17 protein-coding genes are annotated in these 16731 nt (G+C 38.9%); 9 read left to right on the forward strand and 8 right to left on the reverse strand.

Features of this window, described 5'->3' with window-relative positions; genetic code table 11:
• Nucleotides 1-45: 45 nt before the first annotated feature.
• The gene (locus FTV09_RS06565) at nucleotides 46-342 is read left to right on the forward strand and encodes a hypothetical protein (RefSeq protein ID WP_180057444.1); all 297 of its coding nucleotides are present in this window, start codon (nucleotides 46-48) and stop codon (nucleotides 340-342) included.
• Between the two features lie 87 nt (nucleotides 343-429).
• On the opposite strand, the gene FTV09_RS06570 is transcribed toward FTV09_RS06565, so the two are convergent.
• Nucleotides 430-729, reverse strand: coding sequence for an AzlD family protein (locus FTV09_RS06570; protein ID WP_180057416.1), 300 nt, complete (start codon nucleotides 727-729; stop codon nucleotides 430-432).
• Nucleotides 726-1472, reverse strand: a complete 747-nt coding sequence (locus tag FTV09_RS06575; protein ID WP_180057419.1) for an AzlC family ABC transporter permease — start codon at nucleotides 1470-1472, stop codon at nucleotides 726-728. Before FTV09_RS06575 ends, FTV09_RS06570 begins: the two co-directional genes overlap by 4 nt.
• A 144-nt stretch (nucleotides 1473-1616) precedes the next feature.
• On the opposite strand from FTV09_RS06575, the gene FTV09_RS06580 reads away from it, so the two are divergent.
• From FTV09_RS06580 to FTV09_RS06605, 6 genes are all read left to right on the forward strand, one after another.
• Nucleotides 1617-2072: an Lrp/AsnC family transcriptional regulator gene (locus tag FTV09_RS06580; protein WP_067762625.1), complete on the forward strand. Its 456-nt coding sequence runs from the start codon at nucleotides 1617-1619 to the stop codon at nucleotides 2070-2072.
• A gap of 323 nt (nucleotides 2073-2395) precedes the next feature.
• Nucleotides 2396-3562, forward strand: a complete 1167-nt coding sequence (locus FTV09_RS06585; RefSeq protein ID WP_180057421.1) for an ATP phosphoribosyltransferase regulatory subunit — start codon at nucleotides 2396-2398, stop codon at nucleotides 3560-3562.
• A gap of 64 nt (nucleotides 3563-3626) precedes the next feature.
• Complete coding sequence (locus FTV09_RS06590; protein WP_067762623.1) at nucleotides 3627-4946, forward strand: adenylosuccinate synthase; 1320 nt, start codon at nucleotides 3627-3629, stop codon at nucleotides 4944-4946.
• Nucleotides 4947-5149: 203 nt separating this feature from the next.
• Nucleotides 5150-5953: a M48 family metallopeptidase gene (locus tag FTV09_RS06595; protein ID WP_067762622.1), complete on the forward strand. Its 804-nt coding sequence runs from the start codon at nucleotides 5150-5152 to the stop codon at nucleotides 5951-5953.
• Between the two features lie 110 nt (nucleotides 5954-6063).
• Nucleotides 6064-6375, forward strand: coding sequence for a hypothetical protein (locus FTV09_RS06600; RefSeq protein WP_180057424.1), 312 nt, complete (start codon nucleotides 6064-6066; stop codon nucleotides 6373-6375).
• 110 nt (nucleotides 6376-6485) lie between these two features.
• Nucleotides 6486-7265: a M48 family metallopeptidase gene (locus FTV09_RS06605; RefSeq protein ID WP_067762620.1), complete on the forward strand. Its 780-nt coding sequence runs from the start codon at nucleotides 6486-6488 to the stop codon at nucleotides 7263-7265.
• A 134-nt stretch (nucleotides 7266-7399) separates the two neighbouring features.
• On the opposite strand, the gene slyD is transcribed toward FTV09_RS06605, so the two are convergent.
• The 3 genes from slyD to FTV09_RS06620 form a co-directional block, all read right to left on the reverse strand.
• Entirely contained in the window at nucleotides 7400-7882 is a 483-nt protein-coding gene (gene slyD / locus FTV09_RS06610; protein ID WP_067762619.1) for a peptidylprolyl isomerase, read from the reverse strand.
• Nucleotides 7883-8018: 136 nt separating this feature from the next.
• Nucleotides 8019-9320, reverse strand: coding sequence for an NAD(P)/FAD-dependent oxidoreductase (locus tag FTV09_RS06615; protein WP_067762618.1), 1302 nt, complete (start codon nucleotides 9318-9320; stop codon nucleotides 8019-8021).
• Nucleotides 9321-9421: 101 nt separating this feature from the next.
• Nucleotides 9422-10735, reverse strand: coding sequence for a D-alanyl-D-alanine carboxypeptidase PBP6B (locus FTV09_RS06620; protein WP_067762617.1), 1314 nt, complete (start codon nucleotides 10733-10735; stop codon nucleotides 9422-9424).
• Nucleotides 10736-10915: 180 nt separating this feature from the next.
• On the opposite strand from FTV09_RS06620, the gene FTV09_RS06625 reads away from it, so the two are divergent.
• A complete protein-coding gene (locus tag FTV09_RS06625) occupies nucleotides 10916-12619 on the forward strand; it encodes a M61 family metallopeptidase (RefSeq protein ID WP_180057427.1) in 1704 nt (567 codons plus the stop codon).
• A gap of 62 nt (nucleotides 12620-12681) precedes the next feature.
• Here the strand turns inward: FTV09_RS06625 and FTV09_RS06630 are convergent, their stop codons facing one another.
• The 3 genes from FTV09_RS06630 to FTV09_RS06640 form a co-directional block, all read right to left on the reverse strand.
• The gene (locus tag FTV09_RS06630; protein WP_180057430.1) at nucleotides 12682-13308 is read right to left on the reverse strand and encodes an ELM1/GtrOC1 family putative glycosyltransferase; all 627 of its coding nucleotides are present in this window, start codon (nucleotides 13306-13308) and stop codon (nucleotides 12682-12684) included.
• Nucleotides 13262-13711 (reverse strand): hypothetical protein, encoded by a 450-nt coding sequence (locus FTV09_RS06635; protein WP_180057433.1) that lies wholly within the window; start codon nucleotides 13709-13711, stop codon nucleotides 13262-13264. The genes FTV09_RS06630 and FTV09_RS06635 overlap by 47 nt, the downstream gene beginning before the upstream one ends.
• Nucleotides 13712-13868: 157 nt before the next feature.
• Complete coding sequence (locus FTV09_RS06640) at nucleotides 13869-14651, reverse strand: rRNA large subunit pseudouridine synthase E (RefSeq protein ID WP_180057435.1); 783 nt, start codon at nucleotides 14649-14651, stop codon at nucleotides 13869-13871.
• A 194-nt stretch (nucleotides 14652-14845) separates the two neighbouring features.
• Here FTV09_RS06640 and icd point away from each other — a divergent pair, with 194 nt between their 5' ends.
• Nucleotides 14846-16099, forward strand: coding sequence for an NADP-dependent isocitrate dehydrogenase (gene icd / locus FTV09_RS06645; protein WP_180057438.1), 1254 nt, complete (start codon nucleotides 14846-14848; stop codon nucleotides 16097-16099).
• Nucleotides 16100-16731 lie beyond the last annotated feature (632 nt).

Raw genomic sequence — 16731 nt, forward strand, 5'->3', positions numbered from 1 at the left:
TAAGATGAAATACAAATAAATGTAATAAGAGTTTTACGCATGATGCTGATGTTACTTTGGGGATTCATTTTATTATTGTCATTGGCTGTCATATTTTTGATTTGGCTGCAATTTAATCGTGACGTTTCACAATCCACTGCACATGAAACATTACCACTCGAAGAAAAAGTAGCGCATTTAGAAGCGAATTTAAAAAAGACTTTAGAAATTATGCAAGATCTGGCGAAAAAAATGCATACGCAACAAGAAGTACTTGATCAGACCACGCAAAAATTACAAAAAGTTGAATTGCAAAATGCCGAACTCGTGACATTGCTTAGTCAAATGGTGAAATCGGATTGATATTTATCTCAATTATGAGCAAATGTTGAAAAGAAAGCACACACTTTTAAAACACCATGACGAGCCCGCTATGGTGTTTTTTGATTTTCAGATTAAAACCAAACGCAAAAGTGCGGCAGAAGCCATACTGATAGCAACGGTTGGTAAAAGTGAAAAGCGTGAAGCGGCAATCAGCGTAATAATTATGGCAATCATATCTGCTGGATTATCTTTCACGAAATATGGCGCGATCACAGAAATGAGCACACAGCCAGGTACAACTTCCATGATTTGACGTTGCTTATTGGTTAAGCTACGATTTTTCAATAAAACATAGCCCAATATGCGGGTGAGATAGGTTGTCGCAGCAATGAATAGAATAGCGATTACGGTCGGTGTGTGAATCATGCCTCATCTCCAATCAAGAAAAAGGCAGAGACAATGCCACTGATAGCACCAATTGGAACATACCAGCCCGAAGGTAAATACAAATAGGCAAGTGCTGCGGTGATGAGACTAATCAGCCATGGACGAGCTGCGCTCATGCCTTTCCACATACTGCGTAACAGCACTAAAAAAACAGCAGGGAATGCCATGTCAAATCCGAAGCGATTGATATCGCCTAATACAGGACCGATCACAGCACCTAAAGTGGTGAACCCGACCCACATTAAATAAAGGGCAAAGCACAAACCCGCATAAAACATCATGCTAAATGCGCGGTGATAACCGACCAATTGTGCTTTTTTTTGTGCATCTGCTAAACCCACGGCCCAACTTTCATCCACCATAAAGAATAAGGCTGGAAAAACAGTTTTATTCGGGAGATGACGTAAATACGGTACTAAACTTGCTCCCATCAATAAATGTCGACAATTCACTAAAAATGTAATGAAAACCAACATCAAAATATTGGGGGGATTAGTCCACATTTCTAAAATGGCAAATTCAGAGCCACCAGCAAAGTTTAAACCTGTGAGTAATGGAACTTCGAGTGTACTGAAGCCTTTTTGAGTGGCTTGAGCGCCTAAAACCAATGCAAACGGTGTGATGCCTAAGAGCAAAGGAATTGATGTTTTGAGTCCACGCTTAAACTCGAGCACTTGCGGTGACGAAGTTGAGTGTGATGTGGTGTTTCTAAACAACAACATGCTTAAGCTCTTTGCATTAAAATAATTAGAACAGCTATTTTAGGTGGATTTTATGGAAATTAGGCGCTGATTTTTGCATCTTTAGCTTTATGTTTAAACTAATATTGCTAAAATATAAATAAATTTGGAATTTAGTGTTAAAAGATGGATCAGATTGATAAGCGCATTTTGCAGGAATTGCAGATAAATGGAAAATTGCAAAATAATGAACTTGCGCAATTGGTAGGATTATCTCCATCGCCATGTTTGCGTCGGGTCAAACAGCTTGAAGATGACGGTTATATCGAAAAATATGTTGCACTGTTAAATGCCAATAAACTAAATCTTGGGCTGACGGTTTTTGCGCGTATTTGGTTGAAAGGGCAGGATGCAAAAACTGTGAATGGTTTTGTGGATGCGATCCAAACCATGCCAGAAGTAGTGGAATGTCAACTCATGGCAGGCGATTGTGACTTCTTTTTAAGAATTGTAGTTGCCGATTTGGAAGCTTATCGTAAGTTTCAAATTCATCATTTAACACAAATTGAATGTGTGCAAAATGTCAAAACTGAAATTCCTTTACAGACGGTGAAAAAGACCACGGCATTGCCATTGGAATAAATTTTTAGGTTTTAAAGCTAAATGTTTGAACGCTAAGAATTTTTGTAAATAGTCCTTCAAAGTGTATTTATTGTATAGATTAGTGAATGATATTTTATCAAATGGTTGAAATAAATTTGGTTGTGAAATTTAAAAGGTAATAATAAACAATTATTTATGAATATTAAGAAGTAAGTCTGATTATTCTATAAGTAGTTATGCATCTTTTATAAAAAAGTCATGTGCAAGCTGAAAACTATCGTGCTAAACTAGGAGAAATCGGGTGTGCTCCCGATTTTTTTATGCGGATTCGTTCCGCGCTGACATGAATTTAGGTTTACAACATGCCCATTTCAGAGACATGGTTATTACCTGATGGTGTAGCTGATGTACTGCCAGAACAGGCGCAAGTGATTGAATCTTTGCGTCGTAAAGCATTAGATTTCCTCGCATCTCGAGGTTATCAGTTGGTGTACACGCCATTCATTGAATACATCGAATCTCTATCTTCTCTTTCAGAATCGAATCAAGATTTAGACTTAGCCACTTTTAAAGTTATCGATCAGTTGTCTGGTCGTTTACTTGGTGTGCGTGCCGATATGACACCACAAGTGGCTCGTATTGATGCGCATGTACATCCTGTCGAAGGTGTAGCTCGTTATTGCTACGCTGGAACAGTGTTACATACTAAGCCTCAGGGATTTAATACCACACGTGCACCATTACAATTAGGTGCAGAACTTTTTGGTTCGGACAGCATTGATGCTGACGTTGAGTTGATCGATGTCATGATTAACTTGCTTCAAACAGCAGGTCATTCAGACGGTATCCATCTAGATTTAGGGCATGTCGGTTTATTCCGTAGCTTGGTTAAGCAAGCTGGTTTAAGTAAAGCGATTGAACGTCAGCTTTCTGACTTGTATCAACGTAAAGCTTTGCCTGAGTTGGCTGAATTCACACAAACGCTTCAATTCGGTCAAGATTTTTATACCTTAGGTCGTTTTGCAAGTGATTTAGATGCGTTACAAGCAAATTTAAGTGCTGAAGTTTTAAATAACGAAGCATTTAAACTTGCATTTGATGCAGTGAAATCGACACAAGCCGCAATTCAGGCGCGTTGGCCAGAACTACATATTGGTATCGATGTCGTTGAACTTCGTTCATATCACTACCACACTGGTTTAATGTATGCCGTTTATGCACCAAACCGTGCTGCACCACTGGCTCAAGGTGGTCGCTATGATGGTATTGGTGAACATTTTGGTCGTGCACGTCCAGCAACAGGCTTCTCTTGTGACTTATATGCATTAACTGCGGGTCAAGTTCAGAGTGCTAAAGTTTTGGTTGCACCCAAAGGTATTGAAGCAGATTTATTAAATGCAATTGCATCAGCACGAAACGAAGGTTTCAGTGTGGTTCAATTGTTAGGTAATGATGATTTAAGCTCAGTTTCATCTGCAAGCCATCAATTGGTGAATGCAAATGGCGAGTGGACAATCAAACAAATTTAATCGCGTGATGTGTATCTCACATAAACGTTTTTCAATTTTAACAGCATGATGCAATGAGGCTATTATGGGCAAGAATGTTGTGGTACTTGGTACCCAATGGGGCGACGAAGGTAAAGGTAAGATCGTCGACCTGCTCACAGATCAAGCGGCTGCGGTAGTTCGTTATCAAGGCGGACACAACGCAGGTCATACACTTGTGGTTGGTGGTAAGAAAACTGTATTACACCTCATTCCATCTGGTATTTTACGTGAAAACGTATTGTGCTTAATTGGTAACGGTGTTGTTCTTTCTCCTGAAGCACTTATCCATGAAATGGATGTTTTAGAGAAAGAAGGCGTGCCAGTTAAAGAACGTTTACGTATTTCTCCAAACTGTCCTTTAATTCTTCCAAACCACATCGCACTTGACCAAGCGCGTGAGAAAAAACGTGGTAATGCGAAAATCGGTACTACAGGTCGTGGTATTGGTCCAGCGTATGAAGATAAAGTGGCTCGTCGTGCAGTACGTGTTGCGGACTTGGTACGTGGTGGTGATCATCTTAAAGCTCAACTTGAAGAGCTGCTTGAATACCATAACTTCCAATTGACTCAATTCTACGGCGTAGAAGCAGTTAAATTAGAAGACGTAATCGCGCTTTGTGACGAATGGCGTAAAGTGGTTGCTCCATTAGTGATGGATGTAACAGGCGAATTGCATAAATACCGTAAAAACGGTGACAATATCATGTTTGAAGGCGCTCAAGGTTCACTTCTTGACGTTGACCATGGTACATATCCATATGTAACGTCTTCAAACACAACTGCGGGCGGCGTAAGCTCGGGTTCAGGTCTTGGTCCTTTGCACCTTGACTATGTATTGGGTATTACTAAAGCATACACAACTCGTGTAGGTGCTGGTCCATTCCCTACAGAACTTGTTTACGATGCAGCGAATGATGTTGGTGATGCAATCGGTAAACACTTGGGTACTGTTGGTTCAGAATTTGGTGCGTCTACTGGTCGTCAACGTCGTTGTGGTTGGTTCGATGCTGAAATCCTTCGCCGTTCTGTAGAAGTGAACTCACTTTCTGGTATTTGCTTAACTAAACTTGACGTTCTTGATGGTTTAGAAGAAGTGAAAATCTGTGTAGGTTACGAAGCAGCAGATTCGGGTTGTATCGGTTCTTCTGATGCGCTTGCATTTGAAACTTTAAAACCAATCTATGAAACTATGCCAGGTTGGTCTGAGTCTACTTTCGGTGCAAAATCAATTGATCAATTGCCTGAAGCAGCTATAAACTACGTTAAACGCCTTGAGCAGTTAATTGAATGTCCAATCGACATCATTTCAACTGGTCCAGACCGTGATGAAACGATTATTCTACGTCACCCATTCGATGCTTAATACGCATTAGAACTCAGACGTTGAAAGGCCTCGCTCATGCGAGGCTTTTTTTATATAAATTGTTTTAGTTAAAATGAATAATAAATTGAATTGTTAAATAAAACATATTGATTCAAAAAGATTTTAAAAAAATATGTAAAAATATTGAGAGATTAATTTTTTTGTATATATTTGACATTCTTTATAAATAACTAGAGATCATTATGAATTATAAGAAAACTTTGGCATGTTTAGCTGTAGCAGTATCATTTACCGGTTGTACCACGATTGCCGATTTAGCAGGTGCAGATTCTGCAACTTTAAATCTACAAGCAACACAGTCGTATAATGCGATGTTAAAGGACGCGCAAAGTAAACAAGTATTGGATACGAAGTCTGCAACATATCAAAAAGTAAATCGCGTCTTCCTGAAAATGAAACCTTTCGCTGATCAAATGAACCAGACTGGGCAGGCTTTTGATTGGAAAGTGGCAGTAATTAAATCAAAAGAAATTAATGCCTATGTCGCTCCGGGCGGAAAAGTGGTGTTTTATACTGGTATCGTTGAAACCTTAAAACTGACGGATGATGAAGTTGCAGCCATTATGGGGCATGAGATGGTTCATGCTTTAGAAGAGCATTCAAAAAATAAAATTGGTGCAACTGCATTAACGAATCTTGCTGTCGGTATTGGTGCGCAATACGTTGGAAATGCAGCAGGTGGTTATGGTGCGACCTTATTGGACTTGGGGAGTCAATTTGGCGTTGGACTGCCATATTCACGTAATTTAGAAAGCCGCGCAGACAAAGGCGGTCTCGTGATGATGGCGAAAGCGGGTTATAACCCAGAAGCTGCAATTTCACTTTGGACAAAAATGAACGCGAATGACAATCGTGGTAATGACGCACTGAGCAAGTTTATGTCAACGCATCCAAGTAACAATGACCGGATTGCAGCCATGAAAAAAATGATGCCTGAAGCGCAGCAATATTATAAAAATGCATCGCCAGCAGTGGTACGTCGTTAATTTATTTTGATGATTGTCTAAAGTTTCGAGACTAAAGTTGCATTTTGGTGAGCTATACACGGTATGTGGACTTGCTAAAATGCAAACTTGAAAGAGGAGTGTAGTGCAGGATGCAGAAAAATATTTCCACCACAATTTTTTATTCATTATTGTTTGCGATGGGCGGCGCACCAACCATCGCCATGATGATTATTCGTGGACAAACACAAGATCCACAAGTGATCTATCAAGCACTAATTGGTTTATCTGTCATTATTGCTTGTATTTTGGTGCCTATAGTTTTAATTCAAAATGCTTATCTATTTCTTAAACGTAATGACGTCGTGCTTGAGCAAAAAATTAAGCCCGTGTTACATGTATATTTGGTGTTGAATGTAATTTGCTTGGCGTATTGGTTGATCATTCAGTTTTTGGCTAAATAAAGTTACATAAATACTATTATAAGTCGCTATATCTTCGTTTTCTGCTTCTGACCTTCAGAATATAATGTCACAATTATTTACTTATATTTTAACGGTCTGGAGTAATTTCAGTGAAGAAAATAATTCTAACAAGCTTATGCGTAGCAGGCGTATTGACTGTTTCTGGTTGTGCAACTGTTGCAGATATGGCAGGTGCTGATACTGCGACATTAAATGCTCAGGCAACTCAAAGTTATAACCAAATGGTTACCGACGCACGTTCTAAAAATCAGCTCGATACCTCTTCGAGTACATATAAGCGCATTAATACTGTATTCCAAAAACTGCGTCCTTATGCAGATCAAATGAATCAAACCGGTCAGGCTTTCCAATGGCAACTGGCTGTGATGAAATCAGATCAAGTTAATGCCTTTGTAGCACCAGGAGGTAAAGTGGTGTTCTATACAGGTATTGTAAATAAATTAAACCTGACTGATGCTGAAATTGCAGCAGTTATGGGACATGAGATGGTGCATGCTTTAGAAGAACATGCGAAAAGTAAGTTGGGTGCGCAAGCCTTAACGGATTTAGCGTTAAATATTGGTTTAAGTGCAGCAGGTAATAATGTTGGTCAATTGGGTACAGCTGCTGCGCAGTTGGGTAGTCAAATTGGTGTAGGTTTGCCATATTCACGTTCATTAGAAAGTCGTGCTGACCAAGGTGGTTTAATGTTGATGGCACGTGCAGGTTATAACCCGCAGGCGGCAATTACACTTTGGGAAAAAATGAACAAACTTGAAGGGGCTGGTGGTTCGTCTTTCCTTTCTACTCACCCTTCAAACTCACAACGTATCGAAGCTATGCGTAAAAACTTGCCAGCGGCACAACAACTCTATAACCAACGTAAATAATTGTTTGGTGTAAAAAAAAGCAGGCTTCGGTCTGCCTTTTTTATTTATAAATCGTCTAACATTGAATTGCTTTTTTGAAAGCAATAAAAAGGCAAAGTAAAAACTTTGCCTTTTTGGTGTAGATCTAAAAGATCTTAGTGATGGTGACCACCTGCACCGTGTACGTGACCGTGGTCAAGTTCTTCAGCAGAAGCTTCACGGATTTCAACGATTTCAACTTCGAAAGTTAAATCTTGGCCAGCAAGTGGGAAGTTCGCATCAACGATTACGTTGTCGCCTTCAACAGATTTAACAGTAACGATTTGAACGCCATCATCAGTTTGAGCTTGGAATTGCATGCCCGCTTGGATGTTATCTACGCCTTGGAACATTTGCGCAGGAACTTCTTGAACTAGGTCTGGGTTGTATTCGCCATAACCTTCAGCAGCAGGTACATTTACAGTGAATTTTTCACCAACTGTTTTACCTTCAAGTGCTTTTTCAAGACCTGGGATGATGTTGCCAGCGCCGTGCAAATACGCTAGTGGTTCACCTTGAGATTGGTCAAGAGTTTCACCCTCAGCATTAGTCAATGTGTAGTGGAAAGAAACCACAGAGTTATTTGCAATAGCAGTCATGTTATTGATCCATTCAATTTTTTAAGGGTTACATCATAAAGTGAAATTGCATTTTTGTAGACTAAATTTATCAAAAAAATGCAATTTTTGGACATTTATAATGCTTTCATCTTAAATAGGGACGATTATTTGAATTTCAATGTAATTTTATTTTTGGTGCAATTTTTCGTGTAACAAAATCTTTAGCTGTCAGCAAACCTGCATGGGTATAACCATAAATCGTCGCTTGATGCATGCGATAAAGCGAAACGTACATTGATTTTGCAACAAAGCCTTGTACATTGACTTGACCTAATAATTCACCGACCGCTTTATGTTTACTCAATGAAACCAACGAACCTTTGTCTGAGAATACAAACATAGGGAGCTGTTCCCCGCGTAAACGTGCCTTTAAGCAGTCTACTAGGAACGATGCTTGCTGACTTGCAACCTGCGCTCTCGGGCCTAATACAGGCTCATCTGCGCGCGGTTGGCAGTGTGCACAATCACCAAAGGCGAAAATATCTGGATGTGCTTTGGTTTGTAAGGTGGCATAAACACTGAGACGGCCCATACGATCTTTTTCAAAGCCATCTAATTTATGAATCACTTCAGGGGTTTTTATACCAGCTGCCCATACTTTGAGTTCAGCATTAATGCTGCTGCCATCATTAAAATAAACTTTTTCAGCATCTACTTTTTCAACACGCTTCGCAGTTAATACTTCAACTTTCATGCGTTCTAGTTGTTGTTTGGCATGCTCAGCCATTTTTTCCGGCAGGGCAGGTAAAATTCTATCTGCACCTTCAATCAGATTAATTTGAACACTTTTCGGATGAATTTTGTTTAAACCATATTTATAAAAATTGTGCTTGGCTTGCACAAGTTCTGCTGACAACTCTACGCCAGTCGCGCCTGCGCCAATAATGGCAATTTTAAGTTCACGTTGAGCATCGCTATTTTGTGCATCTAGATACAGCTGTAGAAGGTCTTGTTGAAAAACTTCAGCTTGTTGCAAGCTGTCGAGGTAATGACAATGTTCATAAACCCCTGGTGTGTTGAAGTCATTTGAAACAGAGCCTACCGCAAGCACAAGTGTGTCATAAGCTAAATCAAGTTGCTCATTTTGGGCTTCGTATTTACCTTGCTGGACTTTACTGAGTTGAATTGTTTTTTTGGATGGATCAACGTTTTCAAGTTTAGCTAAAACAAATTCATAATGATGTTTTGCCGCATGTGCATAGTAGTTAATTTCTTCATCACTAATTGACATCGTTCCTGCTGCAATTTCATGTAGCAGTGGTTTCCAAACATGGGTCAGTTTCATGTCAACCAGTGTTATACGTGCTTTTTTTTTCTTACCGAGTAAGTCGCCTAGTTGTGTGACCAGCTCCAGACCGCCCGCACCACCACCGACAATAACGATATGATGTAACTTGGAATTATCCGCGTTATTCATTGATATACCTATTTATTATTTTAAGAAAAGGAAGATGACAAGAGTATGCCATCTTCTTTTTTAGCTGAATAACGAATTGTCTTACAAGTTACATAATCACATCACTGACCAATTGGGTAGGTTTTCAGTTCAGTAGTTTCATTTGAAAAAATACTGAATAAGCTTTTAATCCACATAAAGAAACGTTCAAAAATATTAGCTTCTTCAATTTGAACATTATCTTCAATATCAAAGGTATTGATTAATTTATTATTTTGATAGACCGAAACAGTGGCTAATTTCATCACTTCAGCAAGTGGTGCAGTGAGTTCCTGTTTGTTCATTTCTACATTCATTTTGGTTTGCGTTTCATGCAGTGGTTCAATAGCTTGAATTTGTCCATTGCCTGTATTGAGCATAATGCGTTGTTGAAGTTGATCAAATGCTTGAAGATCAATGGCATAAGCCTGATCGTATAGAGAGGTGGTGATAAGTTTAGGTTTTTTGGTTTCAACTTTAAACATTTTCAAGGTTGATTTCACTACAGGCAATTCAGCAATCAATTGTTTATCTTTAATCGCAACTTCATTACGTGTATAGGTATAAGCTAGGTTCATTAAACGATGAGCAACTTCAGCACGTTTAATTCCGCTTTTAGCACCCATGACTACCACAATTAAACGACGCTCTGGTGCTTCTATATTTGCCATAGGTCGATTGGCGGTAAGTGCTAAATTGTAGCCAGCTGCTTTTGTAAAGCCCGTTTTAAGACCATCTACTGAAGGATCTTGTTTGAGTAAAATATTGGTGGCGCGATGAAATCGCTGGTTATAGCTAAAACTTTGTTGTTTTGAATAATAAAGATAATCTGGTGTTTCGGTAACCAGTGCTTGAGCTAAACGCGCAAGATCAGCTGCTGAAGAGTAATGATCAGGCATGGTAATGCCAGCTGGATTTTGAAAGTGTGTATCCTTCATACCTAAAGCTTTTGCTTCTTTGTTCATGCGATCAATAAAGCGAGGAACATCACCTGAAATACGTTCCGCTAAAGTAACGGCTGCATCATTTGCAGACATAACCACTAAACCAGCAAGCAACTGATCTACAGAGATTTGCTCACCTTGTTTAAGGTACATTTGCGATTCATCCCATTGCACGATTTGTACCACAGGCGTTGCGGTTAAAATTTCATCTTTACGTAGATGGCCAGCTTGAATTTCTTTTAATGCGATATAACCCACCATCATTTTGGTTAGGGATGCTGGTGCACGTTGCACATGACTATTATGCTCCGCAATCACTTGGCCAGATTGAGGGTCTAAAATGGTCCAAGCTTCTGCTTCGACAGTTTCAGGCATAACATTTAATAGGGTGGCATTTGCTATCGTGGAGCATAGAAAACTAAGCAACGCGATGAGGTAGATCACGGGTTTCAATGAGGTTCCTTAACCAACCATTCCGTTGGTGGTAAAACGAAAAAATTTTTAGGCATGCTATGCCTTTTTTTTTCTGCTGACTAGTCAAAATTGTAGACAATTGCGACAGTTCCGCATTCAGTTGTAAAAAATGTTAAGCTAATTGATAAGTTATCTTTCAATTATTTTATATTGCCCATGATGTTGCATTATCAAATCGAATTCGACGATTATCGTCAGCATTTAGTCCATGTGACTGCGCGTTTTCTAGCGAACCCTACGCAAGTGCTTTCTTTGCCTACTTGGATACCGGGAAGCTACCTGATTCGCGAATTTTCAAAGCATATTGAAGCTGTTCGTGCTTATGATGAAGATGGTCGATTATTACAAATTGAAAAATTTGAAAAGAATAAATGGCGCTTATTTAATACCGACCATGAGCTAATTACAGTTGAATACGATGTATATGCTTATGACTTGTCTGTACGTGGTGCTTATGTTGATCAAACACGTTTGTATGTCAATCCAGCATGTGCATGTTTAGGTCTGGATGGGCAGGAAAATACGCCTATTGAAGTCGAAGTATTTTTACCTCCAGAACTTAAACATTTCCAATTGGCAACTGGTCTAAAATCGAAGAGCTTTGTAAAAGGTCGCTATACTTTATATGCGGACAATTATGCTCAATTAATTGATGCACCTTTTGAATTAGCAGAACAAACGCGTTTTAGCTTTGAAGCTAGCGGTATTCCGCATGAGTTTGTGGTATCTGGTCAGCATGCAATGAATGCTGAGCGTATGCAGCAAGACATTGAAAAAATCTGTACTACAGAAATTAGCATGTTTGGTTCAGCACCATTCAAAGACTATACCTTTATGACCATGGCGACAGGCAATAGCTATGGTGGGCTTGAGCATCCAAATAGCACAAGTTTGATTAGTCCACGTGATGACTTGCCTAAAGCAGATGAACCTGTTGAGCCATCTGCAGATTATCAACGTTTCCTAGGTTTATGCAGTCATGAATACTTCCATTCATGGTTGGTAAAATTTATTCGTCCAGAAAATTTTGTGAATTATGATCTTAACAAGGAAAGTTATACGTCTTTGTTATGGATCTTTGAAGGATTTACTTCATATTATGATGACTTGATTTTGCTGCGTAGTGGTGTGATTAATCAAGATTCATATCTGAAATTGTTAAAAGCACAGATTGATCGTTATTTGCAAAATCCAGGCCGTGGAATTCAAACGGTGGCTGAGTCGAGTTTTGATGCTTGGGTGAAATTCTACCGTCAAGATGAGAACTCAAATAATGCGGGCACGAGCTATTACAACAAAGGCTGTTTAGTTGCACTTTGCTTAGACCTTGGCTTACGCTTACGTGGTTCGAGCCTTGATGCTTTAATGCGTAAGTTGTTTGAAAATGCGCAAAATGGCATTCAGGTAAATGAACGTACAATTTTTAATTTATGTAATGAATTGACGGGCGATAACTGGTTGGAGCAAATCAACCATCTGATTAATACTACTGATGAGCTGCCACTTGATCAATTATTCCCTGAGTTTGGGGTGTCATATACATTCAAGCAGGACAAATCGCTCCCATTCGGCTTGAAACTTGCGGATAAGCCAGAAGGTGTATTGGTGCAACAGGCACGCCGCGACTGCGTGGCCGCAAAAGCAGGCCTTTCTGCAAATGATGTGATTATTGCTATTGATGGTATAAAAGCTACAACGAAATTATTGGAAAAATTTGCTAAACGTGAAGGTCGCTTTACAGTGTTTGCATTCCGAAGAGATGAGCTGATGCAGTTTGAACTTCAAGGTGGTATTACTGAACTTGCAGAAGTTGAATTAAAGGTTGATGATCAGGCCAAAGCTGAAAAGTGGTTGAATATTTAATTCAATCAATTAACGAAATAAAAAACCCATATTTTTATGGGTTTTTTATTATCTATTGAGCGTCATAACATTTTTAACTTGCTCACATGGCTTTGATAAAAACTTAGATTTTTTGATTGTGCTTTTAAATCATCTGCAAGTTGTTGGGTAATAATCGTTTCTATAAGCTTAGGATCAATTTTAGTCGAAGTTAATTCAACATCTGTGAGTTGTGAAATAGTCTTTCTTTGAATGAATTGGTGATCCAAATAACCTTGAATAATGTCATCTGTTTTTGAGTCCTCACGGCAAACAGAAATTACGACTCGACCAGTTTGAATTGATTCAGACAACATGGTTGCACTGTCCTCGGTGACAAATATGAATTCGCTACGTTTGAATACATCACAAATTGAGGTTGAGGATTGAGGGCATACGAGCTCAATATTTTTACTTTGTAAATAACTGATGGTCTTAGAAGTCAGTGTTGGTGTACGTCGTGAGCATACCACCGTCGCTTTAAATTTATGTATCTCCGCAAATTGAACAAAACTTTCAATCATTTGAATGAAATCAATTTCATTAAATGGATATTCATGTGTAGGACCGCCAATGAGCAAACACGCTTCATGATTTGAAGGGATATTGACTAAACGGGTAATTTTAGAAGGTACGGCACCCGTTGGAATAATAATCTGTCTCCCCCGCATGATTTTCAGGGATAGTCGTTATGGTCCAATCAATTAAACGCCAATTAAATTTTCTTGTTCCACCTGCATAGATGAGAGGGATGTTAAAGCGTTGCGACAAGTATGCTGCATAAATTAAATTCGGCATACCTGAGCATACGATAACATCTGTATGCTCCAAATTTGGTGTTGGAAATTTAAAAATAAGACGCGCCGCAGCTGTAAATAAACGTGGGAAGTTCGATAGTTTTTTAAAAAGACTTACAAGATGTTTTGATAAAAATGGAATCTGAAATAATTCAGCTTGCAGGAAAAAGCTTTTTTCAATCATTTCAGACACAGCAATAGACGGATTCAAATGACCAACACGGTTATCATGAATTACAAGCACTTTATTTCTATCGCGATTAAATGGCGTGTTCATAATTTCTGTTTAAATATTCAACGTTTAAATTGTTATAACTGATTTTAAACAGAAAATATGAAATTAATCTTAAATAATTGTTACGTTCCTAAACTTTTGTGAAAAATAAAAAAAAAGCCCACGAATGTGAGCTTTTAATAGTTTTTAAATAACTGGATTAACGACCATTACGTCCACGTGGCGCTTTGGTATTTGGGCGGGTTGTACCATTGGTGCGACGTTTTGGCTTTTCATGTTCTTCCATTTGCCAAATACGTTTAGTACCAGACTTTTTAACAGAACCATCTTTGTTCTTACGAACCATTGGCTTACCACCTGTACCACCAGGTTTTTTCACATAAGAACGTGAACGATATGGTTCTTCGGCAGGCACATTTTGGAAGTCTGGATAAAGTAACGGTTCGATCTCTTTTGTTTCACCTGGCTTTAGTTGCATCTGAACTAAACTAATGCCACCAATTTGCGTACGAATTAAACGTAAAGTTGGGAAACCAACCGCAGCAGTCATGCGACGTACTTGACGATTTCGACCTTCACAAATAGAAATTTCAACCCAAGACGTTGGAACTGAAGCGCGGAAACGAACAGGAGGATCGCGCTCCCATAACCATTCAGGCTGTTCAACTTTATGTGCTTTGGCTGGAAGTGTCATGCCATCCTTAAGCTCAACACCTTTACGAAGTTGCTCTAAAGCTTCTTCAGTAACATCACCTTCAACTTGCACCAAGTACGTTTTAAATTTTTTATTGGCAGGGTTGGTGATGTATTGATTGAGACCACCATGATCTGTGAGGAAAACCAGACCTTCCGAGTCCATATCTAGGCGACCTGCTAAACGCAAAGTAGGGTCGTCTACGAAGTCCGACATGGTCATGTGTGCTTCGTCTTTACGGAATTGGGAGAGCACGTCATATGGCTTGTTAAGAATGACGATTTTCATAAAAAATGACTTCTTTAAATGTATGAATATGGAAAATATGGTGATTTATTAAACAGAGAAATGATGTTATTTCTCATATAAATCTCCAAAAAAGGTAATTTCAATTAATCTATTATGCGATAAGAAAGGAGGAAAGTATTGCCTAATCGGTAAATATTTTCAAAATCGCGAGATATAGAGGGAGAACCTACATAATGGGTTATCAGAAGATCGTTGTTCCTGCGGATGGTAGTAAAATTACCGTAAATGCAGATTTATCACTGAATGTACCAAAAAATCCAATTATCCCATTTATTGAGGGAGATGGAATTGGTGTGGATATTACACCAGCAATGAAAGCAGTGGTAGATGCTGCTGTGCAAAAAGCATACGGTGATAAGCGCTCTATTGAGTGGATGGAAGTTTATTGCGGCGAAAAAGCCAACAAAATTTATGGCACGTATATGCCTGAAGAAACACTAGATGCCTTAAGAGATTATGTGGTTTCTATTAAAGGGCCATTAACCACACCTGTCGGTGGTGGGATTCGTTCACTTAATGTTGCACTGCGACAAGAATTAGATTTATACGTATGTGTCCGTCCAGTTCGTTGGTTTGAAGGTGTACCTTCACCAGTGCAACACCCTGAATTAACCGATATGGTGATTTTCCGAGAAAATTCAGAAGATATTTATGCGGGGATTGAGTGGAAAGCAGATTCACCCGAAGCGAAAAAAATTATTAAATTTTTAAAAGAAGAAATGGGTGTTACCAATATTCGTTTCGAAGAAAATTGCGGGATAGGCATTAAACCGGTGTCTAAAGAAGGCACACAGCGACTGGTGCGTAAAGCCATTCAGTTTGCTATTGATAATGACAAACCGAGTGTCACTTTAGTGCATAAAGGTAATATCATGAAATATACTGAAGGTGCATTTAAAGAGTGGGGCTATGAGGTTGCACTAGAGCGATTTGGTGGTGAACTTTTAGATGGTGGGCCGTGGGTGAAAATTAAAAACCCAAAAACTGGCAAAGATATCATTATTAAAGACGTTATTGCGGATGCATTCTTGCAGCAAATTTTAATGCGTCCTGCCGATTATTCAGTCATTGCGACATTAAACTTAAACGGTGATTATATTTCAGATGCTTTGGCGGCTGAAGTGGGTGGAATAGGTATTGCTCCAGGTGCAAATATTGGTGGGGCGGTGCAAGTATATGAAGCAACGCACGGTACAGCCCCAAAATATGCAGGACAAGATAAAGTGAATCCAGGTTCGATTATTTTGTCTGCGGAAATGATGCTCCGTAATATGGGCTGGATTGAAGCTGCCGATTTAATTATCAAAGGTATATCTGGTGCGATTGCAGCAAAAACGGTCACTTATGATTTTGAGCGCTTAATGCCAAATGCAACGTTATTGCGTTGCTCAGAGTTTGGGCAAGCGGTGATTGAAAATATGGAATAAATGCTTACATAGCGTGAAAAGACTCGTTTAGGCGGGTCTTTTTTTATCTCAAATTTTAAATATTCATTTAAAAAGAGGATGGGAAGTGTATGTAGCTACATACAGAAATAGATTTTCACATTGCTAGAATGTAACAAGACGTTTTGAAAAGCACCTATCCCGTGAATATTCGTAATTACAAAAAAGCTGTGATATTGATTTCTTAGTAAAAATTTCATGACGATTTTACAATGAAGTATTTGGACACATTTACTGGCTTGGCTTTGCAGGGATTGGGGGTACATTGGTTGATGTTCTTCAGTAGAAATACTTGATGACTCATCATGATGAAAAAGGAGAAATGAAATGTCTCGTAAACAGCATCAACAAAACCAGCAATCTGATCAGCAGCAACAACAAAATGATCAGCAACAGCAACAAGACAACCAGCAGCAAAAGAAACAAAAACAGCAACATTATTGATTTGACTGAGCTGTCATTTCAATCATTCGCGAGTGCTTTTAAATTTATCACTTGGAGCGTAAAACCTCGTGGTTCAGCACGAGGATATAAGCGACTGGCGTAAGCCATACGACATGGAATGTCGTATTAAATATCTTTGTTGTTCATTACTTAAAATATTATTGTTAAAA

The organism is Acinetobacter sp. YH12227, assembly GCF_013417785.1.
GTDB classification, from domain to species: domain Bacteria; phylum Pseudomonadota; class Gammaproteobacteria; order Pseudomonadales; family Moraxellaceae; genus Acinetobacter; species Acinetobacter gandensis.

What these genes read in the sequence shown, in the direction of transcription:
- FTV09_RS06635 (WP_180057433.1), bottom strand. Translation starts at nt 13,711, where the DNA reads ATGAACACGCCATTTAATCGCGATAGAAATAAAGTGCTTGTAATTCAT.
- FTV09_RS06580 (WP_067762625.1), top strand. Translation starts at nt 1,617, where the DNA reads ATGGATCAGATTGATAAGCGCATTTTGCAGGAATTGCAGATAAATGGA.
- icd (WP_180057438.1), top strand. Translation starts at nt 14,846, where the DNA reads ATGGGTTATCAGAAGATCGTTGTTCCTGCGGATGGTAGTAAAATTACC.
- FTV09_RS06585 (WP_180057421.1), top strand. Translation starts at nt 2,396, where the DNA reads ATGCCCATTTCAGAGACATGGTTATTACCTGATGGTGTAGCTGATGTA.
- FTV09_RS06575 (WP_180057419.1), bottom strand. Translation starts at nt 1,472, where the DNA reads ATGTTGTTGTTTAGAAACACCACATCACACTCAACTTCGTCACCGCAA.
- FTV09_RS06640 (WP_180057435.1), bottom strand. Translation starts at nt 14,651, where the DNA reads ATGAAAATCGTCATTCTTAACAAGCCATATGACGTGCTCTCCCAATTC.
- FTV09_RS06590 (WP_067762623.1), top strand. Translation starts at nt 3,627, where the DNA reads ATGGGCAAGAATGTTGTGGTACTTGGTACCCAATGGGGCGACGAAGGT.
- FTV09_RS06595 (WP_067762622.1), top strand. Translation starts at nt 5,150, where the DNA reads ATGAATTATAAGAAAACTTTGGCATGTTTAGCTGTAGCAGTATCATTT.
- FTV09_RS06630 (WP_180057430.1), bottom strand. Translation starts at nt 13,308, where the DNA reads ATGCGGGGGAGACAGATTATTATTCCAACGGGTGCCGTACCTTCTAAA.
- FTV09_RS06600 (WP_180057424.1), top strand. Translation starts at nt 6,064, where the DNA reads ATGCAGAAAAATATTTCCACCACAATTTTTTATTCATTATTGTTTGCG.
- slyD (WP_067762619.1), bottom strand. Translation starts at nt 7,882, where the DNA reads ATGACTGCTATTGCAAATAACTCTGTGGTTTCTTTCCACTACACATTG.
- FTV09_RS06615 (WP_067762618.1), bottom strand. Translation starts at nt 9,320, where the DNA reads ATGAATAACGCGGATAATTCCAAGTTACATCATATCGTTATTGTCGGT.
- FTV09_RS06625 (WP_180057427.1), top strand. Translation starts at nt 10,916, where the DNA reads ATGTTGCATTATCAAATCGAATTCGACGATTATCGTCAGCATTTAGTC.
- FTV09_RS06570 (WP_180057416.1), bottom strand. Translation starts at nt 729, where the DNA reads ATGATTCACACACCGACCGTAATCGCTATTCTATTCATTGCTGCGACA.